The organism is Planctomonas deserti (assembly GCF_003067705.1).
Lineage (GTDB): Bacteria > Actinomycetota > Actinomycetes > Actinomycetales > Microbacteriaceae > Planctomonas > Planctomonas deserti.
This window is the reverse complement of record NZ_QANL01000002.1, coordinates 112,911-133,042: the sequence shown is the minus strand read 5'-3', so window position 1 is coordinate 133,042 and position 20,132 is coordinate 112,911. Positions and strand designations below refer to the sequence as shown.

At 72.0% G+C, this 20,132-nt stretch carries 15 protein-coding genes; 6 read left to right on the top strand and 9 right to left on the bottom strand.

The window, feature by feature from the left end; genetic code table 11:
* Positions 1–46: 46 nt before the first annotated feature.
* The 6 genes from secA to mtrA all read right to left on the bottom strand — a co-directional run bounded on the left by secA (position 47) and on the right by mtrA (position 8,873).
* Positions 47–2,887 (bottom strand): preprotein translocase subunit SecA, encoded by a 2,841-nt coding sequence (gene secA / locus DAI20_RS06960; RefSeq protein WP_108249879.1) that lies wholly within the window; start codon positions 2,885–2,887, stop codon positions 47–49.
* A 251-nt stretch (positions 2,888–3,138) separates the two neighbouring features.
* Positions 3,139–3,804: a ribosome hibernation-promoting factor, HPF/YfiA family gene (gene hpf, locus DAI20_RS06955; RefSeq protein WP_108249878.1), complete on the bottom strand. Its 666-nt coding sequence runs from the start codon at positions 3,802–3,804 to the stop codon at positions 3,139–3,141.
* Positions 3,805–3,957: 153 nt separating this feature from the next.
* On the bottom strand, positions 3,958–4,698 hold the full coding sequence (locus tag DAI20_RS06950; RefSeq protein WP_240605956.1) for a ComF family protein: 741 nt from the start codon (positions 4,696–4,698) through the stop codon (positions 3,958–3,960).
* A 135-nt stretch (positions 4,699–4,833) separates the two neighbouring features.
* Positions 4,834–6,549, bottom strand: coding sequence for an LpqB family beta-propeller domain-containing protein (locus DAI20_RS06945; RefSeq protein ID WP_108249876.1), 1,716 nt, complete (start codon positions 6,547–6,549; stop codon positions 4,834–4,836).
* Entirely contained in the window at positions 6,539–8,167 is a 1,629-nt protein-coding gene (gene mtrB / locus DAI20_RS06940; protein WP_240605955.1) for an MtrAB system histidine kinase MtrB, read from the bottom strand. Before mtrB ends, DAI20_RS06945 begins: the two co-directional genes overlap by 11 nt.
* 25 nt (positions 8,168–8,192) lie before the next feature.
* Positions 8,193–8,873, bottom strand: coding sequence for an MtrAB system response regulator MtrA (gene mtrA, locus DAI20_RS06935; RefSeq protein ID WP_108249875.1), 681 nt, complete (start codon positions 8,871–8,873; stop codon positions 8,193–8,195).
* Between the two features lie 142 nt (positions 8,874–9,015).
* Between mtrA and DAI20_RS06930 the strand changes: the two genes are divergently transcribed.
* The 5 genes from DAI20_RS06930 to DAI20_RS06910 all read left to right on the top strand — a co-directional run bounded on the left by DAI20_RS06930 (position 9,016) and on the right by DAI20_RS06910 (position 14,603).
* The gene (locus DAI20_RS06930; protein ID WP_108249874.1) at positions 9,016–10,308 is read left to right on the top strand and encodes a proline-rich domain-containing protein; all 1,293 of its coding nucleotides are present in this window, start codon (positions 9,016–9,018) and stop codon (positions 10,306–10,308) included.
* The gene (locus tag DAI20_RS06925) at positions 10,305–10,970 is read left to right on the top strand and encodes a DUF4129 domain-containing protein (protein WP_108249873.1); all 666 of its coding nucleotides are present in this window, start codon (positions 10,305–10,307) and stop codon (positions 10,968–10,970) included. The genes DAI20_RS06930 and DAI20_RS06925 overlap by 4 nt, the downstream gene beginning before the upstream one ends.
* Positions 10,967–12,271 (top strand): DUF4350 domain-containing protein, encoded by a 1,305-nt coding sequence (locus DAI20_RS06920; RefSeq protein WP_108249872.1) that lies wholly within the window; start codon positions 10,967–10,969, stop codon positions 12,269–12,271. The genes DAI20_RS06925 and DAI20_RS06920 overlap by 4 nt, the downstream gene beginning before the upstream one ends.
* A complete protein-coding gene (locus DAI20_RS06915; protein WP_108249871.1) occupies positions 12,268–13,221 on the top strand; it encodes an AAA family ATPase in 954 nt (317 codons plus the stop codon). The genes DAI20_RS06920 and DAI20_RS06915 overlap by 4 nt, the downstream gene beginning before the upstream one ends.
* A gap of 74 nt (positions 13,222–13,295) precedes the next feature.
* Positions 13,296–14,603, top strand: a complete 1,308-nt coding sequence (locus DAI20_RS06910; protein ID WP_108249870.1) for a DUF58 domain-containing protein — start codon at positions 13,296–13,298, stop codon at positions 14,601–14,603.
* 82 nt (positions 14,604–14,685) lie between these two features.
* Here DAI20_RS06910 and DAI20_RS06905 read toward each other — a convergent pair whose 3' ends face one another.
* Positions 14,686–15,681 carry a stage II sporulation protein M gene (locus tag DAI20_RS06905; protein WP_108249869.1) on the bottom strand — a complete coding sequence of 332 codons (996 nt, stop codon included), beginning with the start codon at positions 15,679–15,681 and terminating at the stop codon, positions 14,686–14,688.
* A 17-nt stretch (positions 15,682–15,698) separates the two neighbouring features.
* Here DAI20_RS06905 and DAI20_RS06900 point away from each other — a divergent pair, with 17 nt between their 5' ends.
* On the top strand, positions 15,699–16,553 hold the full coding sequence (locus DAI20_RS06900; protein ID WP_108249868.1) for an RDD family protein: 855 nt from the start codon (positions 15,699–15,701) through the stop codon (positions 16,551–16,553).
* An 80-nt stretch (positions 16,554–16,633) separates the two neighbouring features.
* Here the strand turns inward: DAI20_RS06900 and ahcY are convergent, their stop codons facing one another.
* A complete protein-coding gene (ahcY, locus tag DAI20_RS06895) occupies positions 16,634–18,118 on the bottom strand; it encodes an adenosylhomocysteinase (protein ID WP_108249867.1) in 1,485 nt (494 codons plus the stop codon).
* A 515-nt stretch (positions 18,119–18,633) separates the two neighbouring features.
* A complete protein-coding gene (locus tag DAI20_RS06890) occupies positions 18,634–20,094 on the bottom strand; it encodes an HNH endonuclease signature motif containing protein (protein ID WP_159084952.1) in 1,461 nt (486 codons plus the stop codon).
* Between the last annotated feature and the right edge of the window lie 38 nt (positions 20,095–20,132).

The following is a 20,132-nucleotide window of genomic DNA, read 5'->3' as shown; positions in this document are numbered from 1 at the left end:
ATCCTGCGCGGAGAGGCGCTACGTCTTCCTCGCTACTTCTTCTTCACTACTTTTTCTTGTCGGCGGCGCGGCGCTCGGCCCTGTTGACGGGCGCGGCGGCGGGGCCGCCGGTGCTCTGGCCGAAGGCGCCTCGGCCGACCGGCTGCCTGCCCTGCTGGGCGGTCTCCGGCGACGCGTCGGCGCCAGGGGTGAGTGCCGCGTCCTGCTGGTCGGCCGCCTGCTGGGCCTTGGCCGTCGCCGCGCGCTCCACCTGGCCGCGCTGGTTGCGCACCTCGACGCCGCCGGAGTCGCTCGGCGCCGTGTAGCGCAGCTTCTCCGCGACGGCCTGGTTGGCCGCGAGGCCCTTGGCCGAGATGCGCGGGGCGGCGTTGCCGGCGACGGCGGGCTGCTGCACGTCGACCTCGAGGTTGAACAGGAAGCCGACGGTCTCCTCGCGGATGGAGCCCATCATCTGCTGGAACAGCGCGAAGCCCTCGCGCTGGTACTCGACCAGCGGGTCGCGCTGCGCCATGGCGCGCAGGCCGATGCCGTCCTTCAGGTAGTCCATCTCGTAGAGGTGCTCGCGCCAGCGGCGGTCGATGACCGACAGCACGACGCGGCGCTCGAGCTCGCGCATGGCGGACTCGCCGAGCTGCTCCTCGCGCCGCTGGTAGGCCAGCTTCGCGTCGGAGAGGATCTCGCGGCCGATGAAGGCGCGCGTGATGCGGCCCGCACTGCCGGCCTCGGCGATGAGCTCGTCGACCGTGATGGAGATCGGGTAGAGCGTCTTCAGCTCGGTCCAGAGCGCGTCGAAGTCCCAGTCGTCGCCGTTGCCCTCGCCGACGTGCGAGTCGAGCACGTCGTTGATGACGTCCTCGAGGAACTTCTGCACGCGCTCGTGCAGGTCGTCGCCCTCGAGGATGTGCCTGCGGTCGCTGTAGATGGCCTCGCGCTGGCGGTTGAGGACGTCGTCGTACTTGAGCACGTTCTTGCGGATCTCGGCGTTGCGCGCCTCGACCTGGCCCTGGGCGCTGCGGATCGCGCGGCTCACGACCTTCGACTCGATGGCCACGTCGTCCGGCACGCTATCGCGGCCCATGAGGCTCGCGGCGGCACCGTTGTTGAACAGGCGCATCAGGTCGTCGGTGAGGGAGAGGTAGAAGCGGCTCTCGCCCGGGTCGCCCTGGCGACCGCTGCGGCCGCGGAGCTGGTTGTCGATGCGGCGGGACTCGTGGCGCTCCGTGCCGAGCACGTAGAGGCCGCCGGCCTCGACGACCTTCTGGGCCTCGGTCTCGACGTCGGCCTTGACCCGCTCGAACACGGCGTCCCACTCGGCCTCGTACTCGTCCGGCGTCTCGACGGGGCTGAGCCCACGCGAGTTCATCTCGGCGACCGCGAGGAACTCCGCGTTGCCGCCGAGCATGATGTCCGTGCCGCGGCCGGCCATGTTGGTGGCGACGGTGACCGAGCCGAGACGCCCTGCCTGGGCGACGATCGCGGCCTCTCGCGCGTGGTTCTTCGCGTTCAGGACCTCGTGGCGCACGCCCTTCTTGGCGAGCATCTTCGAGAGGTACTCGCTCTTCTCGACGCTCGTCGTGCCGACCAGCACCGGCTGGCCGGTCGCGTGGCGCTCGACGATGTCCTCGACGACCTGCTCGAACTTCGCCTTCTCGTTCTTGTAGATGAGGTCCGGCTGGTCCTTGCGCTGCATGGGCCGGTTCGTCGGGATGGCGACGACGCCCAGCTTGTAGGTGCTCATGAACTCGGCGGCCTCGGTCTCGGCCGTACCGGTCATGCCGGAGAGCTTCTTGTAGAGGCGGAAGTAGTTCTGCAGCGTCACCGTGGCGAGGGTCTGGTTCTCCGCCTTGACGGCGACGCCCTCCTTCGCCTCGATGGCCTGGTGGATGCCCTCGTTGTAGCGGCGGCCCATCAGAATGCGGCCGGTGTGCTCGTCGACGATGAGCACCTCGCCGTTCATCACGACGTAGTCCTTGTCCTTCTTGAACAGCGCGCGCGCCTTGATCGAGTTGTTCAGGAAGGAGATGAGCGGCGTGTTCGCCGACTCGTACAGGTTGTCGATGCCGAGGTGGTCCTCGACCTTCTCGATGCCGGACTCGAGCACGCCGACGGTGCGCTTCTTCTCGTCGACCTCGTAGTCCTCGCCCGGCTTGAGCCGCTTGGCGATGGCGGCGAACTCGGTGAACCAGCGGTTCGCGTCGCCCGCGGCGGGGCCGGAGATGATGAGCGGCGTGCGCGCTTCGTCGATGAGGATCGAGTCGACCTCGTCGACGATCGCGTAGAAGTGGCCGCGCTGAACCATGTCGACCGCCTGCCACGCCATGTTGTCGCGCAGGTAGTCGAAGCCGAACTCGTTGTTTGTGCCGTAGGTGATGTCCGCGGCGTACTGCTCGCGGCGCTGCTCCGGCGTCTGCCCGGCGAGGATGACGCCCGTCGTCATGCCGAGCGCACGGAAGACGCGCCCCATGAGCTCGGACTGGTAGCTCGCGAGGTAGTCGTTCACGGTGACGACGTGCACGCCCTGGGACGCGATCGCGTTGAGGTACGCGGGGAGGGTCGCGACGAGGGTCTTGCCCTCACCGGTCTTCATCTCCGCGATGTTGCCGAGGTGCAGGGCCGCGCCACCCATGATCTGCACGTCGAAGTGACGCAGTCCGAGGGTGCGGCGCGACGCCTCGCGCACCGCCGCGAACGCCTCGGGCAGCAGGTCGTCGAGCGACTCGCCGTTCGCGTACCGCTCGCGCAGCTCGACCGTCTCGTTCTTCAGCTCCTCGTCGGTGAGGTGCGTGAAGTCTTCCTCGAGCTGGTTGACCGCCTTGGCGTAGTTCTCCAGTCGGCGGAGGATGCGGCCCTCGCCTACGCGGAGGACTCGTTCGAGTACTGAGGCCACCGATGATCTCCAATGCCGGTTCGGGCGGGAAAGCGCCCATGTCGTGGGGTGCCGGGAACGGCACGCGCGCGCGTCGGCACACGGCCGACAGGCCTTAACATGCTAGCGGCTGTGACCTGGCCGTTACCTTATGTCCCACCCCCCGTTCGGCCGGATCCGAGCACGACGGAAGCCTCTTCGCGGGGACCGGACGCGGCGGAGCCCCCGCGCCGGGAGAGGCGCGGGGGCTCCGGTCGTGATCCGGGCGACAGCTACGACCGTGCGGGCTGCTGCACCTCGGAGTCGAGGCTGATGACGCCGTAATCCCAGCCCTGCCTGCGGTAGACGACGCTCGGCCGGTCGGTCTCCGCGTCGATGAAGAGGAAGAAGGCGTGGCCGACCAACTCCATGTGGTCGAGGGCCTCGTGCGTCGTCATGGACTGCGAGGGGAACACCTTCTGCCGCACGACGACCGGCGAGTACTCCTCCTCCTGCTCGGACTCCTGGTCGGCGGGCGCGACGCTCGGTCCGTTCACCCGCTCGAGCAGCTCGGCCGGGGCGGGCTCGAGGTCGATGACGGCGAAGCCCCCGGTCGCCGCCTCCTGCAGTGACACCGGCCGATGCTGGCCGCGATGAATCTTCTTCCGATCCTTCGCTCGGCGCACCCGTTCGAGCATGCGTCCGATCGCGAGGTCGAAGGCCGCGAACTTGTCCGCGGCGCTGGACTCGGCGCGGACGACGGGGCCGGGTCCGATCAGGGTGAGCTCGACGCGGTCGTCGCTGTTCGAGCCACCGGACTTCTCCGCGTGCCTGGTCACCTTGATGTCGAGCGAGATGGCACGGTCGGCGAGCTGGGCGACCTTCTCCGCCTTCTCCGAAGCGTAGGTGCGGAACCGATCCGTGATCTCCGCGTTGCGTCCGGTGATGTTGATGTCCATGTCGACCTCCCAGTTGTCATGTCGGCGGACCGCCCTGGCGAGTATCGGAAGGGCGATCTGTTACGCCTTTCGTCCCAACCGTAGGGCAACGCCCGGCGTCGTGCGACCGGCGGCCACTGGGAATCGGACTGGTTCCCTTTTCCGGGCGCGCGATCATCGCCGCCGCGGCACGCGGGCCAGCACCACCGCCCCCAGCACGACTCCCCCGGCCGCCTCCGCCGCCCTCGCCGCCTCCCGCAGGGTCGCGCCCGTGGTGAGCACGTCGTCCACGATCAGCACGCGCCGCCCCCGGAGGGAGCGCCGGCCGCGGAGTGCGCCGCTCAGGTTCCGCTCGCGGTCGGCGGCCCCCAGGCCGGCCTGGTCCCGGGTCCTGCGGACGACGCGGAGCCCGGCAACAACCGGGACGCCCGCACCCGCGCGGCGGAGCAGGAGCCGGACCGGGTCGTAGCCACGCGCCCGCATCGCCCTCCGCGACGACGGCACGGGCAGCAGGGCGACGTCGCCGGCCTGGGCCGCGATCGCCGCCCTCGCCGCCTCCCCCAGCGGGTCGGCGAGCGCGCGGGCGACGTCGGTGCGGCCCCGCTCCTTCAGCGCCGAGAGCAGCCGGGGCACGACGCCGTCGTACTCGAGCGCGGCCCACACCGGGATCGGCGGGCCCGCCGGAGACGCGCCCGGAGCGCGTGGCAGCGGTACGGCAGCCGGCGACGCCGCGAGACGGGAGCGGCACCGCCCGCACACCGCCCGGTCGGGCGCGCCGCAGCCGCCGCACTCGATCGGGAGGAGCAGCGCGAGCGCGTCGGCGAGGGCGACGCGGGCCAGGGCGACGGGGGAATCGGCGAAATCCGCCGGCGGGTTGCCCGGTGGTTCCTTCGGCGGGTCGGGCTCTGCGATCACCCGCGCATCCTGCCCGCCCGCTCCCCGGCGGAGGGGCATCTCCGCGAGGGCGGGCGGAACGCCACCGCACGAGCCCCTGGGAGCGAAGAGACCGGGATCCGCGCCGAGTGATCCGCCGAGAGGTCAGCCGAGGGGTCAGCGCTGGGTGGCGAGCACGGCGACGCCGGACCCGGCGCGCTGCCAGCCGTTGCCGCGTGGCACCTGCAGCAGTCCGTCGGCGGTCAGCACGCGGAGGTTCGACCGGCCGTTGCCGCCGACGATGGACACCGCGCCCGGCACCTTGCCCAGGTCGACGACCCGGCCGCTCACCTGCTGCATGGTGACGACCGGATCCTCCGTCTCCCCCGGCCGGGTGAGCGTCGCCACGGTGACGTTGTCCACCCAGGTCGCGTCGATAGGCGAGCCCGCGTCCGCGTCCAGCTCGAGCACCGGGCTCGTGAGCCGGAGCGGGGTTCCGTTCTCGTCGCGCACGATCGACGCGACCGCGAGCCGGGCGCCCTGGCCGGAGTCGAGCAGCGCGAGCAGGCGCGCGCCGTCGCGGGACACGTCGATGGACACGATCCGGGCCCCCTCGCCCCACGACGTGCCGACCGCACTACCCTCGCCGCTCGGCGGGAAGGCGAGGATGGCGGTCGGATCGGCCGCGGGCACGCTCCACAGGATGCCCTCGGAGTCGAGCGACGGAGGAATGAGCCCGACACGCTCGTCGACGAGCAGCGGCTCCTCGTCGCGGCGCACCAACCATGCGCCCGCGCCGTTCAGCACCGCGGCGGAGACCTCGTCGGCGCCGAGCGTCACCGAGGTGGGCTTCAGCGCGGCGATGGTCTCGCCCACGACGGGCAGCGGCTGCGCCTGGCCGTTGGTGAGGAAGCCGAAGGTGCCACCCGCGAGCACGAGCGGGGAGCCATCAACCTGCGGGTCGGTGTCGGGCCCCGCTCCGCCGAGGTCCGGAATGGTGGTGGGCGTGCGCTCGATGCGCACCTCGACGCTCTGGATGCTGAGCACGCTCGACAGCGTGGAGGTCAGCTGCAGCTTCATGCGCTGCAGCGCCACCGTGTCCGCACGGGCCTCCGCGGAGAGGTCGACGATCGCCCTGCCGTTCTCGACGTTCACGAGGAGCGCCTCCGTGCCCTCGGGGAAGGCCGTGACCACGGCAGGCGGCTGCATCCACTCGCTCGGCCCGGCCAGCAGCCCGCGCACCAGGCGGGAGCTGGTGGTCGAGAGATTCGGGAACCAGCGCAGGTCGGGCACGAGGTTCTGGAACCCGGGGGCGAAGAAGTACAGCGGGTACGCCTCGAAGATGTCGTCGAAGTACTGCTCGGTGAGCACGATGCCGTCCGGCGTCTCGGCGATGCGCCACTCGCCGCCCTGCTGCACCATCTCGAAGGACACCGTCGCGGACTGCGGCGAGGCGAGGGACGTGTACTGCCCGCTCGCATCGACGGACGCCGTCGCCGTGAAGTTCAGCTCGAAGGAGTTCTCGTCGAGCTGCCTCGTCGACTGCTGTCCGGATCGGACCAGCACGCCCGCGTTGGGGTCCCACTCGTCCGCGAAGCCGGTGGAGAGGAACTGGCGGGCCACGGCGTAGGAGCCCTGCGGGCCGATGGCCGCCTGCACGAAGCCGGTGATGATCTGCTCCGGCGTCCCGCCCTCGACGGGGCCGTTCGGCTGGAAGACCAGCTCGGGCGCCTCGCCGCCGCCGACCTCGCCCGCACCGGCGACGCTGCCCGACGTCGGGATCGCGATGCAGCCGGACAGGACCAGGGTCACGGCGGCGAGCAGCGCGGCCACGCCGACGCGCGCCCGGGACAGCCGCCGGCCGGCGGCACCCCGCCCGGCATCACGCGCCATGCTGCACCCCCTCGCGCTCGCTCTCCTCGTCGTCCGGGGTCAGCGGCAGCGGCGAGACCGACAGGGTGCCGCCGTGCACGCGCGGCAGGGTCATGCGGAAGCAGGACCCCACCCCCGGCGACGACCAGACCTCGAGCCAGCCGCCGTGCAGCGTCACGTCCTCGCGGGCGATGGCGAGGCCGAGCCCCGTTCCGCCGGTCGTGCGCTGCCGGGACGGGTCCGCGCGCCAGAAGCGGTCGAACACGCGATCGACCTCCTCCGGCGCCATGCCGACACCGTAATCCCGCACGCTGAGCGCGACGGCCTGCTCGTTGCTGTCCACGGTGACCACGATGGGCCGCCCCTCGCCGTGGTCGATGGCGTTGCCGAGGAGGTTCACGATGACCCGGCGGATGCGGCGCGCGTCGATGTCGGCCTCGAAGTAACCTCCGGGGGCGGCGAGTTGCAGCTCCGACCCCTTCTGCGCCGCGAGCGACGTCAGCTCGTCCATGGCGTCGGCGGCCAGGCGCACGAGGTTGGTGGGCTCGGTGACGATCTGCACCGCGCCCGCGTCGTACCTGCTGATCTCGAGCAGGTCGGCGAGCAGCATCTCGAAGCGCTGGGCCTGGGTGTGCAGCAGCTCCGCGGTGCGCGCCGTCGCGGGCGGGAAGGAGTCCCGCTGGTCGTAGAGCACGCCGCCGGCGAGGCGGATGGTGGTCAGCGGCGTCCGCAGCTCGTGCGAGACGTCGGAGACGAAGCGCTGCTGCAGCCGCGAGAGGTCCGCGAGCTGGGTGATCTGCTTCTGCATGCTGTCGGCCATGGCGTTGAAGGAGCGGGCGAGCGTCGTGATGACGTCGTCGCCGTGCTCCGGGATGCGCTCCTCGAGCTGGCCCGCGGCCAGCTTCTGGCTCGTCTCGGCCGCGATGCGGATCGGCGCGACGACGAGCCGCACGACGAGCCAGGAGACGGCCCCGATCAGCGCGATCAATGCGATGCCGCCGACGGCGATGGTGCCCTGCACGAAGCCGAGGGTCTGCTGCACGTCGCCGATGTTGTAGACGAGGTACAGCTCGTAGTCCCCGGAGGCCGGCACGGTGACGGCGCCGCCCACGACGATGCCGGGGTCGTCGCCGTCCTCGCGCTCCAGGGCGACGGACTGGTAGTGCAGCTCGTCCCGGTCGCGGCGCACCTGCTCGCGCAGCTCCGGGCTGATGACGTCGGCGACGAAGTCGCGGCTCGTGGTGTTCTGCAGCAGCCCGTTGCTGCCGGGGAAGCCGAGAAGGGCGAAGTCGGCCTGGCCTGTGGTGATCTGGCTGATGGCGGCGAGCGCCTGGCCGCGCACCTGGTTCAGCTCCACCTCATCGGACGCGTCCGCGGAGTCGAACTGGGTCTGCGCCTGGGTCATGGCGCGCTCGGACTGCAGCAGGACCGTGGACAGGCGCGACTGGAACAGGTCGTTGGCGATGCTCGACGAGATGAAGCCGCCGATGAGCACGATCGTGACGCTGGACAGCCCGACCGTGAGCAGGACGGTGCGGAACTGGAGGGAGACGCGCCAGAGGTGGGCGATGCGGGCCGGCCATCTGCGCCAGTCCAGCACCGGCTGCAGCCACCGGCGCAGCCGAAGCAGCAGGTTCACCGCCGAGACTCCCTCATGGTGCCCCCTAGGACGCGGCCCCCGCGCGGTAGCCGACGCCGCGGACGGTCATCACGATGCGCGGGTTGTCCGGATCGTCCTCGATCTTCGCCCGCAGCCGCTGCACGTGCACGTTCACCAGGCGGGTGTCCGCCTTGTAGTGGTAGCCCCACACCTGCTCGAGCAGCATCTCGCGGGTGAACACCTGCTGCGGCTTCGAGGCGAGGGCGAGCAGGAGGTCGAACTCGAGCGGGGTCAGGTTGATCCGGCGGTCGCCGCGGCGCACCTCGTGGCCGATCACGTCGACCTCGAGGTCACCGATCTGCAGGCGGTCGGCGCTCTGCGCCGCCGGCGGGCGCAGCCGCGTGCGGATGCGGGCGACGAGCTCCTTCGGGTTGAACGGCTTGACGATGTAGTCGTCCGCTCCGGACTCGAGGCCGGCGACGACGTCCGCGGTGTCGGACTTGGCGGTCAGCATGATGATGGGCGTGCCGGACTCGGCCCGGATCAGGCTGCACACCTGGATGCCGTCCATGCCCGGGAGCATTAGGTCGAGGAGCACCAGATCCGGCTTGGACGCGCGGAACGCGGCGAGCGCGCCGGTGCCGTCCGCGCAGAAGGTGGGCTCCAGGCCCTCACTCCGCAGAACGATGCCGATCATCTCGGCGAGCGCGGTGTCGTCGTCAACTACCAGTATTCGAGTCGTCATAGCCTTCGGGGTGCTCGGGGTCCTTCCGGACAGGGTATCCGACGGCCGTCACCGCGGGCCGAGGGCGGTATCCCGGCGCGCCGCCCCCATTGCTCGCGCCCCCTTGGTCACACGCAGCCCTCCTATGGAAAGGTTGGTTACCGTGACGGACAATTCGCCCTGGCAGCGCCCGGGCTCGCAGCCGACGGGGCAGGACGCGCCCGCCTTCCCGCCGCCCGCTCCCCTGCAGGCGCCCGGACAGCAGGCCCCCGGCCAGCACGCTTCTGGACAGCAGGGCCCCGGCCAGCAGGCCTGGCCCCCGTACGGCGGCCAGGCTCCGCAGGGCGGGCCGGCGGGCTGGGCGCCGCCGCCGAAGCCCGGACTCGTGCCGCTGCGGCCGCTCGCGTTCGGCACGCTACTCGGCGCGTCGTTCCAGGTGCTGCGCCGCAACCCGAAGGCCTCCTTCGGCAGCGCGCTGCTCACCCAGGGCCTGATCACCGTCGTGACCCTGATCGTCGTCGGAGCGGTCACCTTCTTCGCCCTGTCGCGCATCGAGAGCGCCGCTCCCGAGGAGCAGGACGCCGTGCTGGTCGGCGGCATCGCGGCCATCATCGTGTCCGCGCTCGCAACGGTGCTCCTGTCGGTCGCGGCGACCGCCCTCCTGCAGGGCATCATCGTGCTGGAGGTCGCCCGCGGCACCCTGGGCGAGAAGCTCACCCTGGGCTCGCTCTGGCGCCTGGCCTGGCGGAGGCTGTGGCCGCTCGTTCTCTGGGCGCTGCTGTACTCGGCGGCGGTGCTCCTCGCCGTCGGCGTCGTGGTGCTCGTCGTCGTGCTGCTCGTCAGCCAGGGGGACGCCCTCATCGCGGTCGGCGTGCTGTTCGGCCTCCTCGCCGGCCTGGGGCTCACCGTGGCCTTCGTCTGGCTCTTCACGAAGCTGTCGCTCACCCCGAGCGTCATCGTGCTCGAGCGTCGCGGCGTGTTCGCGGCCATGGCCAGGTCCTGGCGGCTCACCAACGGGTACTTCTGGCGCACCTTCGGCGTGCAGGCGCTCGTGCTCGTCATCGTCCAGGTGGCGACTCAGGTGGTGACCACCCCGATCGGCATTCTCTTCGGCATCGTGATGGGGCTGATGTTCCCGAACGGCACGGTGCCCGAGGACGGGTCGGTCGAGTCGTTCCTGCCCCTGATCGGCCTGTACGGGATCACCCTTCTCGTCTCCCTCGTGTTCGCCGCGATCGGCGCGGTCGCCCAGTCGGCGAGCTCGGCCCTCGTGTACATCGACCTGCGGATGCGCAAGGAGGGCCTGGACATCGAGCTCGCGCGCTTCGTCGAGACCCGCCGCGTGCGCACGCCCGGCTCCCCCGCCGGCGACGACGGCGCCCCCGACCCCTACCTCGCCGTTCCGGCAGGATCCGCCGCGAGCCCCGGACCCGGTGCGGGCGGGCAGGTGGCATGACCGTTCCGCTCGCGTTCGTCCCGCTCGAGCCGGATGCGGAGGAGGCGCGCGACTGGCTCCTCGGCGAGCTGTCGAAGCCGCCGTACCAGGCGGCCCGCCCCACCCTGTTCGACACGGTCGCGCAGGCGATCCGGGACTGGTTCGTCGAGCTGTTCGCGAGCGCCGACGGCCGGGTGCCGAACATCGTGCCCGTGCTCGTCACCCTCGTGCTGATCGCGGTACTCGTCGCCGCGTTCCTGCTCTTCGGTCTCCCCCGGCTCAACCGGCGCGGTGCACCGCTCGGCGAGCTCTTCGGGGACGACGACCCGCGGACCGCCGACGTGCTGCGGGAGTCGGCCCGCGCCGCCGCCGCCCGCGGCGACTTCACCCTCGCCATCGAGGACCTCTACCGCTCGATGGCCCGCGGGCTCGCCGAACGGACCGTCGTGCGCACCTCCCCGGGCACCACCGCGCGGGACTTCGCCCGGCGGGCGGGTGAGGCGTTCCCCGCGCACGCGGACGCGCTGCACGACGGCGCCACGGCGTTCGACGCCGTGCGCTACCTCGGGCGGGCGGGCACCCGCGAGCAGTACGAGCGCCTCGCCGAGCTGGAGCGCGCCGTGCGCGAGGAGCGGCCGGCCGCCCTCGAGGCCGTCGGCGCCGCGACGGGCAGTGGAGCGTGACGCCGCCCGACGCCGCGATCGTCCCCCGCCCGGACGCCGGCCCGCGTGCCGAGGCGTCCGCCGCCGATGACGCCCCTCCCGGCACCGGCACCGCCGTCGCGGCCTCCCTCACGGTCCGGGCCTGGCTGCGCCGCGGGGCGTTCTGGTTCGGGGCCGCGGGCTTCGCGCTCGTGGTCGTCGTGATCGCCGCCCTCGTGAACGGCGTGACCGGCGCGACGGGTGGCCCCCTCGACGCGGACAACCCGGCCCCGCGCGGCGGGATGGCGGTAGCCGAGGTGCTCGAGCAGCGCGGTGTCGACGTGCTGCCCGTCGACACCCTCGACGAGGCCGAGGATGCCGCCGCCGCCGGCCCCGGTGAGACGACGCTCCTGCTCCACGACCGCGACGCGCTGCTCACCGACGAGCAGCTGCAGCGCGTCGGCGGCATCGCGGACCGCCTCGTCCTCGCCTCCCCCGAGTTCTCGGTGCTCCAGGCCCTCGCACCCGGGGTCCTGCTCGCCGGGTCGAGCGGCGACGACCGCCCACTGACCGCTCGCTGCTCCGACCCGGCGGCGACGGGCGGGGCGAGCATCCGCGCCGACGACCTCGACGCCTACCGGGTGGACGACGCCACCCTGCCCGCGGGGGCGCAAGCCGCGGAGTGCTTCCCGGCGGGGGACGGCGCCGTCGCGCTCGTGCGGCTCGTGGACGGCGACCGGGAGACCGTCGTGGTGGACGCCGACCCCCTCTTCACGAACGACCAGGTGGCCAGGAGCGGGAACGCCGCCGTCGCGCTCGCCGCGCTCGGCTCGCGGCCCACCCTCGTCTGGTACACGCCCGGCCTCGGCGACGTCGAGGTCACCGGGCCGCCGTCGCTCGCCGAGCTCACGCCCGGCTGGGTCACGCCGCTCGCGCTGCTGCTCGGCATCGTCGCGCTCGCCGCCGCGCTCTGGCGCGGACGCCGCTTCGGCCCGCTCGTGGTCGAGGACCTGCCCGTCACCGTCCGCGCGAGCGAGACGATGGAGGGCCGCGCCCGGTTGTACCAGCGGGCATCCGCCCGCGGCCGCGCGCTCGATGCCCTGCGCGTCGGGGCCGTGTCCCGCATGGCGACCGCGCTCGGCCTGGGCCGCGCCGCGTCCGTGCAGGACGTGATCGCGGCGGCCGCCGCCGCGACCGGCCGGGACCCCGGCGACGTGCACGCCGTCGTGCTGGGTGCCCTGCCGGCCACCGACCGGGAACTCGTGACCCTGACCGACCGGCTGCGCGCCCTCGAGGCCGATGTGACCGACGCCGTAGACCCCACAGGAGGAAGAACCACATGACAGACGAACTCCGCCAGAAACTCCTCGATGTGCGCACCGAGGTGGGCAAGGCCGTCGTGGGGCAGGACGGCGCCGTGACCGGACTGATCATCGCGCTGCTCGCTCGCGGGCACGTGCTGCTCGAGGGGGTGCCGGGCGTCGCGAAGACCCTGCTCGTGCGCAGCCTCAGCGCGGCCCTCAGCCTCGACACCAAGCGCGTGCAGTTCACGCCGGACCTGATGCCGGGCGACGTGACCGGGTCGCTCGTCTACGACGCGAAGAGCGGCGAGTTCTCGTTCCGCAACGGCCCCGTCTTCACGAACATCCTGCTCGCGGACGAGATCAACCGGACCCCGCCGAAGACCCAGTCCGCGCTGCTCGAGGCGATGGAGGAGCGCCAGGTGTCCGTCGACGGCCGTAGCCTGCCGCTGCCCGAGCCGTTCGTCGTCGCGGCGACGCAGAACCCCATCGAGTACGAGGGCACCTACACGCTGCCCGAGGCGCAACTCGACCGCTTCCTGCTGAAGCTCGTGCTCGACCTTCCCGAGCGGGACGCCGAGGTCGAGGTGCTGCGCCGGCACGCCGCCGGGTTCTCGCCGCGCGACCTGCACGCGGCCGGCGTGCGCGCCGTGCTCGGCGCCGAGGACCTCGCCCGCGCCCAGCAGGCGGCCGCCGGCGTCGGTGCCAGCCCGGACGTGCTCGCCTACGCGGTCGACCTCGCCCGCGCGACCCGGGTGTCGCCCTCCGTGCGCCTCGGCGTCTCCCCGCGCGGCTCGACGGCCCTGCTCGCCGCGGCGAAGTCGTGGGCCTGGCTGAGCGGGTTCGACGCGATCACCCCCGACCACGTGCAGGAGATGGCGCTGCCCGTGCTGCGGCACCGCATCCAGCTGCGGCCCGAGGCCGAGCTCGAGGGCGTCTCCGTGGACGCGGTGCTGCGCTCGATCCTCTCCCAGGTGCGCGTCCCCCTCTAGCCTGGCGCACCCGGTCGTCGGCCCCGCCGACGATCCACCCGCAACCGTCGTCCCTCAATCGAAAGGAGCCGCCCATGGCCGTGACCGGTCGCTTCGTCGCCCTGCTCGCGCTCGGCGCGCTCCCCGTCGTGCTGTTCGGCGCCGACGCCGCGGCCGGTGCGACCGTGCTCGCCGCGTGGGTGGCCGGCTGCGTGCTGCTCGGTGTGCTCGACCTCTGCCTCGCCGCATCCCCGCGGGCCGTCGCCATCGAGCGCGAGCTGCCCGGTCGGCTGAGGCTGGGCGAGACCGCCGCGTCGCTGCTCTTCCTCACGAACCGCGGCCGGCGCACGCTGCGCGGCCGCGTGCGCGACGGCTGGTCGCCGTCCGCCGGGGCGCCGTCGACGCGGGCCGCCGTCCGGATCCCGCCCGGCGAGCGGCGGGTTCTCGAGCAGGCACTGACCCCGTTCCGCCGGGGCGAGCGCCGGACGGAGCACGTGACCATCCGCTCCATCGGGCCGCTGGGGCTGTGGGCCCGCCAGGCCACCCTGAACGCGCCCGGCGTGCTGCGGGTCCTGCCGCCGTTCACCTCCCGCAAGCACCTGCCCTCGCGCCTCACCCGGCTGCGCGAGCTCGACGGGCGCACCAGCGTGATGATCCGCGGCCAGGGCACCGAGTTCGACAGCCTGCGCGAGTACGTGCCGGGCGACGACGTGCGCTCCATCGACTGGCGGGCCACCGCCCGGCGCAGCGACGTGATGGTGCGCACATGGCGGCCGGAGCGGGACCGACGCGTCGTGCTGCTTCTCGACACCGGCCGCACGTCCGCCGCCCGCGTCGACAACGAGCCGCGCATCGACACGGCCTTCGAGGCCTCCCTGCTGCTGGCGGCCCTCGCCACCCGGGCCGGGGACCGCGTCGACCTGCTCGCCTACGACCGCAGGCTGCGCGCGCGGGTGCAGGGGGCGACCGGCCCCGAGCTGCTCTCCCGGCTGGTCGACGCGCTCGCGCCGGTGGACCCGGAGCTTCTCGAGATGGACTGGACGGCGGCACCCGGCCTCGTCCGGTCGGTCACGAGCGCCCGGTCGCTCGTCGTGCTGCTCACCTCGATCGACGCCGCGGGCAGCTCGCGTGCGCTGCTCTCCGTGCTGCCACAGCTGACCAAGCGGCACATGGTCGTCGTCGCCTCCGTCACGGATCCGGATGTGCAGGCCACCGCCCGCTCCGCCCACGACCGGGAGAGCATCTACCGCGCGGCCGCGGCAGAGCGCGCCCTGCTCGACACGGCACGGGTGTCGGCCGCGATCCGGCGCCTCGGCGCCGAGGTGGTCACCGCCGCGCCCGCGGACCTGCCGCCCGCGCTCGCCGACAAGTACCTCGCCCTGAAGGCCGCGGGCCGGCTCTAGCCGTCACGGTCGGCGGTCGGTGGCGCTCGGTGATCGGCGGTTGCTTCGTCGGCCGTCGCTCCGCGCTCGTGCCCGACGGCCGTCAGCCCGCGACGAGTCGGCGCGCGCCCGCCTCGAACTCCACGAGGTCGCCCGTCTCCCCCGCGCGGACAGCGCGCCTGCCCAGCACGAGCATGTAGGCGAGGAACGCGGCGAGGGCGATCGCGCCGATGCCGATCTTGATGGCCGGGTGCCAGGGCTGCCGGGTGATGAAGCCCTCGATGAGCCCGGAGACGAAGAGCACGATCACGAGGCCGATCGCGACGGTGAACAGCGCGCGGGCGTCCTCCGCGAGAGCCTGCGCCCTCGTGCGGGGGCCCGGCGCGATCCACGCCCAGAAGATGCGCAGCCCGCCCGCCGCGGCGACGAACACGGCGGTCAGCTCGAGCATCCCGTGCGGGAGGATGTAGAGGAAGAACGTGTCGCCCTCGCCGTAGGAGAAGAGCACGCCGGCCGCGACGCCGACGCCCTGCGCGTTCTGGAAGATGACGTTGGGCACCCAGACCCCCGTGATGCCGAACGCGATGCACTGGGCCGCGATCCACGCGTTGTTCGTCCACACCTGGCCGGCGAAGGACGCCGCCGGGTTCTCCCGGTAGTAGTCGACGAACTCGTCGTTCGCGTACTTCCGCAGGTCCTCGTCGGAGCCGAAGCTCGCGAGCACCCGCGGGTCCGAGCTCACCCAGACCGCGTAGCAGGTGGCGATGAGGATGGTCGCGAGCGCGACGGCGAGCGTGAGCCAGCGGATGCGGTAGAGCGCGGCCGGCAGCTCGAGCACGAAGAAGCGCGGGATCTGGCTGAGCACGTTCGCGCCCGCGCCGGTGAAGCGCATCCGGGCGCGAGAGAGCGTCACGGACAGGCGGTCGCCCTGCACGGTCGAACCCGCGGACGTCTTGATGGCGGAGAGCTGCGTGGCGCCGGACTGGTACCGCTCGATGAGCTCGTCGGCCTCGGCCCCGGAGAAGCGCCGCTTGCGGCCCAGGCGGGCAAGCCGGTCCCACTCATCGCGGTGGGCGGCGGAGTATGCGTCGAGGTCCATCTGCTTGAATACTATTCATGTCCTCGCGACGCCAGCCCACCGCCGAGCTGGTCGACGAGCGCGGCGACGAGCTCGTCATCGGCGAAGCGGTCGCCCTCGACGTTCGCGCGGCGAGCTTCGTGCTCCGCGCGGCGGGCGCGATCATCGACGTCCTCGCCTACGTCGCCCTCCTGCTGCTGATGCTCCTCGGCCTCGGTGCCCTGTTTGCGTGGTCGCCCTTCGACTCCGCGCTGGGCGCCGCCCTCGGCATCGCGTGCGTGGTGTTCGCCATCGTGATCGTGCCCATGGTCGTGGAGGTCGCGACGGCCGGCCGCTCGCTCGGCCGGTTCGCGGTCGGCGTCCGCATCGTGCGCGACGACGGCGGGGCGATCGGGCCGCGGCACGCGTTCATCCGAGCCCTGACCGGTGTGCTCGAGCTGTTCCTCAGCTTCGGTGGCATCGCCGCGTTCGTCGGACTGCTGAGCGGCCGCGCGAAGCGGCTCGGGGACCTGCTCGCCGGCACCTACAGCCAGCACGAGCGCGTGCCGAAGGTGGTCGAGCCGGTGCACGGCGTGCCGACCCCGCTCGTCGCCTGGGCCGCGATCGCGGACGTGGCCCGGCTGCCGGACGCCCTGTCGCGGCGCATCGCCGCGTTCCTCCGCCAGGCGGACCGGCTCACGCCAGAGACGCGCGCGCGGCTCGCGAGCGAGCTCGCCTCCGAGGCCGCGCCGTGGGTGTCTCCCCTGCCCGATGCGGAGCCTGAGCTGTTCCTCGCCGCCGTCGCCGCGGTGCGCCGGGAGCGCGACTACCGCGCCCTGATGCTGGAGCGCGAGCGCCTCGAGCACCTCACTCCCCTGCTCACGGGGCTGCCGCACGGCTTCCCCGACCGCTGAGCCGGGGAGGCCGTGGCGGCGCCGTGTCGCAGCTTCGCTGAGCCGCGCGGCCAGGCCGCTGACGCCGTTGAGCTGAGCCGCTAGTAGCGGTAGTGCTCCACCTTGTAGGGGCCGGTCGCCTCGACGCCGATGTACTTCGCCTGCTCCGCCGTGAGTTCGGTGAGCTCGACGCCGAGCGCGCCGAGGTGCAGGCGCGCCACCTTCTCGTCGAGGTTCTTCGGCAGCACGTAGACGCCCGTCGGGTACTTCTCCGGCGATCCCCACAGCTCGATCTGCGCGAGCACCTGGTTGGTGAACGACGTGCTCATGACGAAGCTCGGGTGGCCGGTGGCGTTACCGAGGTTCATCAGGCGGCCCTCGGAGAGCACGAGCACCGAGCGCCCGGTGGGCAGGCGCCACTCGTGCACCTGCGGCTTGATCTCCACCTTCTCCGCGCCGGCGAGCTTCTCGAGGCCCGCCATGTCGATCTCGTTGTCGAAGTGGCCGACGTTGGCGATGATCGCGAGGTGCTTCATCGCCTGGATGTGGTCGACGGTGATGACGTGGTAGTTGCCAGTGCCCGTGACGAAGATGTCGACCGTCTCCACGACGGACTCGATCCGCGCGACCTGGTAGCCGTCCATGGCGGCCTGCAGGGCGTTGATCGGGTCGATCTCGCTCACGATGACGCGGGCGCCCTGGCCGCGGAGCGCCTCCGCCGCGCCCTTGCCCACGTCGCCGTAGCCGACGACGAACGCGACCTTGCCGCCGATGAGCGTGTCGGTCGCACGGTTGAGGCCGTCCGGCAGGGAGTGCCGGATGCCGTAGCGGTTGTCGAACTTCGACTTGGTGACGGAGTCGTTCACGTTGATGGCGGGGAAGAGCAGCGCGTTCTCGTTGGCGAGCTCGTACAGGCGGTGCACGCCCGTCGTGGTCTCCTCGGTCACGCCGCGCAGCTCCTCCGCGATGCGGGTCCAGCGGTCGCCGCTGGCGGCGAGAGAGCGGCGCAGGGTGTCGAGCACGACGGCGAACTCGGCGCTGGCGTCGGCCGGGGTCTCCGGCACGGCGCCGGCGAGCTCGTACTCGCGCCCGCGGTGCACGAGCAGGGTGGCGTCCCCGCCGTCGTCGAGGATCATGTTGGGGCCGGCCCAGTCCTCGCCGGCCTCCGCCGCCTCCGCGCTCCAGTCGAAGATGCGGTCGGCGCACTCCCAGTACTCCTCGAGCGTCTCGCCCTTCCAGGCGAACACCGGCACGCCGGCGGGCTGCTCGGGCGTGCCCGTGCCGACGACGACGGCGGCCGCGGCCTCGTCCTGGGTGGAGAAGATGTTGCAGCTCGCCCAGCGCACGCGGGCGCCGAGCGCGACGAGCGTCTCGATCAGCACGGCCGTCTGCACGGTCATGTGGATGGAGCCCGCGATGCGCGCGCCGGCGAGCGGCTGCGACGCGCCGAACTCCTCGCGCAGGGCCATCAGTCCGGGCATCTCGTTCTCGGCGAGGCGGATCTGGTGGCGACCGGCCTCCGCGAGGGAGAGGTCGGCGACGCGGAACTGCGGCGCGGTGGCGGAGGGGGCGGATGCGATGCTCATCCCGCTATTCTTCCACCTCACCGATGGGTACTCCGTGGTACCGGCGACGGCGCCTTCGGTCCGCGGCCTGGTGGTGAACACGGTCGCTGAGCTTGTCGAAGCGACGTAACGGACGTCGCGTCCCTTCGACAGGCTCAGGGACCGTGAGGGTTCCGCCGTATCTGCGCTGGTAGTTCCCGAGAGCTTCGCGAGCAGCGACGGAACACGGATGCAGCGGTCATCGAGGTGCGCGGGCATCTCGCATACGGTCGCTGAGCCTGTCGAAGCGACGTAACGCGCCTCGCGTCCCTTCGACAAGCTCAGGGACCGGGGTGGTCTCATGGGTCTGCGATGGCCGTTCCCTGAGAGCTTCGCGAGCAGCGATGGAATGCGGATGGTGCGGCCACCGAAGCGGGCTGACGTTCCGCATGCGGTCGCTGAGGCTGTCGAAGCGACCTGAGGTGCCTCGCGTCCCTTCGACAGGCTCAGGGACCGCCGGGCCGGCTTCTCTGCGACATGTCCAGGTCGAAGCATGGTCAGTCGCCCGGTGACGCCGAATCAGAAGGGCGCGCCAAGGTTCGGTCCCGGAGGCGGTGTCGGCGGGCGTTCCAGTCCTGGACCGCTCTGCTCTTCGTCGCCAGGTGCCGGGGTTCGCGGGTCGGGCTGACCGACCTCGGCGGGAGCAGTGTGTACTGCCCGCCGGTTCGGCGGATGTCCCAGCCGTTGTTGTGCAGGAGCAGGTGGTGGTGCTTGCACAGGAGCACGCCGTCGGCGATGTCCGTCTTGCCGTGGTCGCGTTTCCATTGGTTGATGTGGTGGGCCTCGCACCACGACGGTGGTCGGTCGCAGCCCGGCCACATGCACCCGCCATCCCTCACCGCGAGCCCGATGCGCTGGCGTGAGGTGAAGAGGCGCTGCTCGCGACCGACGTTCACGCACTGGCCGTTGTCATCGAGGACTACCGCGACCGTTCCAGTGGAGCAGACCTCGCGGCGGATGGTGCCGATGCTCACGGCCTCGCCGGTGTCCTGGATCGAGCCGTGGCCTTCGCCGGAGTCGAGGCTCTCCTTCGTCACGATCACCCGGACCGCGGGTCGCCTGGACCCGTACACCTGTCCTGGGTCGGCGTCCGCGCCGATGCGCAGCAGTTCGAGGAACCCGTCGGCCGCGAGCCGCTCGGTCGGCCGAGGGTCGTTAAGGATCGCGTCGATCCGCTCTCGGTCCTCTTCCTTCACGAACCGCGGCCCGCCGCGGCGAGGGTTGGTGAGCTCGTCAAGGACGGAGAGGAGGAAGGCGCCCGGTTCGGGTGCGTAGAGGAACTTGCCCTCCACCATCCCGTCCGGTCGCTTCCACGCCTTGAGGTGCTGCTGTTCCAGCTGGGCCTTCTCCCGGTCCGCGAGCTCGGTGTCGTCTAGGTCGTCGCGGAGCTGTCGCGCGCGGCGGTGTAGTTGCGCCGCCGTGAGGGTGGCGGCGTCCTCGACCAGTTCGACCGCGGCCTCGGACAGTGCCTCGGCTGGCACCGCGTCCGTCGGCAGCCCCAGCCCGGCGCGGATGGCGTCCGCCTGCGCGATGGAAACCTTGCCGTCGGTGACCGCGTGCGCAATAGGCGCGTGCCAGGGGGTCGGCGGGGCCGGCAATTCTGGGTGCTCACGCTTCAGCGTTTCCACGGCGTCTGTCTCGGCGAGCATCTTGCCCACCTCGACGATCGACACCGCGCCACCCTTCGTGGTCCCGGTGATCGCCTCGACCATGGCTTGTGGTGTGCGGTAGCCCTCCTGCTGAGCCAACCCGGCCGAGCCTAGGTCCGTGCTCGAGCGGCGGTTGAGCTCGCCGGCGATCCAGGCCGAGAAGGTGTCGCAGCACTGTCGCAGGTCCGCGATAGCGTGCAGCGCGTCCAACAGATCCTGTTTGGGAAGCGGAGCGAAAGCGGCGGGCGAGTCGCCCAGGCGCGCGACGGTGTCCGCTGTGCGGAGAAGCGTGGCTGCCGGGGTTCCCATAGCACACATTCTACCACATCGAAAGTTTCTTCGATGAA

Coding starts and splice junctions, on each gene's coding strand:
- DAI20_RS06910 (WP_108249870.1), top strand. CDS start 13,296: ATGGCCGTGACCGGTCGCTTCGTCGCCCTGCTCGCGCTCGGCGCGCTC.
- DAI20_RS06925 (WP_108249873.1), top strand. CDS start 10,305: ATGACCGTTCCGCTCGCGTTCGTCCCGCTCGAGCCGGATGCGGAGGAG.
- mtrA (WP_108249875.1), bottom strand. CDS start 8,873: ATGACGACTCGAATACTGGTAGTTGACGACGACACCGCGCTCGCCGAG.
- DAI20_RS06900 (WP_108249868.1), top strand. CDS start 15,699: ATGTCCTCGCGACGCCAGCCCACCGCCGAGCTGGTCGACGAGCGCGGC.
- DAI20_RS06915 (WP_108249871.1), top strand. CDS start 12,268: ATGACAGACGAACTCCGCCAGAAACTCCTCGATGTGCGCACCGAGGTG.
- hpf (WP_108249878.1), bottom strand. CDS start 3,804: ATGGACATCAACATCACCGGACGCAACGCGGAGATCACGGATCGGTTC.
- ahcY (WP_108249867.1), bottom strand. CDS start 18,118: ATGAGCATCGCATCCGCCCCCTCCGCCACCGCGCCGCAGTTCCGCGTC.
- DAI20_RS06890 (WP_159084952.1), bottom strand. CDS start 20,094: ATGGGAACCCCGGCAGCCACGCTTCTCCGCACAGCGGACACCGTCGCG.
- DAI20_RS06905 (WP_108249869.1), bottom strand. CDS start 15,681: ATGGACCTCGACGCATACTCCGCCGCCCACCGCGATGAGTGGGACCGG.
- DAI20_RS06945 (WP_108249876.1), bottom strand. CDS start 6,549: ATGGCGCGTGATGCCGGGCGGGGTGCCGCCGGCCGGCGGCTGTCCCGG.